We start from the raw sequence: 228 nt of genomic DNA on the forward strand, positions 1-228 counted from the left end.
TAAGCCAATTCCTGTACCTGTGGAGGATCAGGAACCGCTTGTTTTGATAAGGTTGGAGCATACGGGGCGAGGGGAGCATTTTACGGCGCTGTTTCGTGTTCCAGGCTATGCAGGAACGCAGGGGACTGTTCTGACGGTTTCGGGCAAGGTGCATGCGAATATACGTAGTGTTATTTTGCGGCGTTCGGTACGGGCGGGAGAAACCCTCTTAGCTGAATATGTGACGAT

General features: G+C 52.2%; 1 protein-coding gene. It reads left to right on the forward strand.

The window, feature by feature from the left end:
* The coding region (locus tag KB213_RS12410) for a hypothetical protein (RefSeq protein WP_408903746.1) at nt 1–228 on the forward strand (228 nt) is incomplete at both ends.

Source organism: Neokomagataea anthophila (assembly GCF_018122595.1).
Lineage (GTDB): Bacteria > Pseudomonadota > Alphaproteobacteria > Acetobacterales > Acetobacteraceae > Gluconobacter > Gluconobacter anthophilus.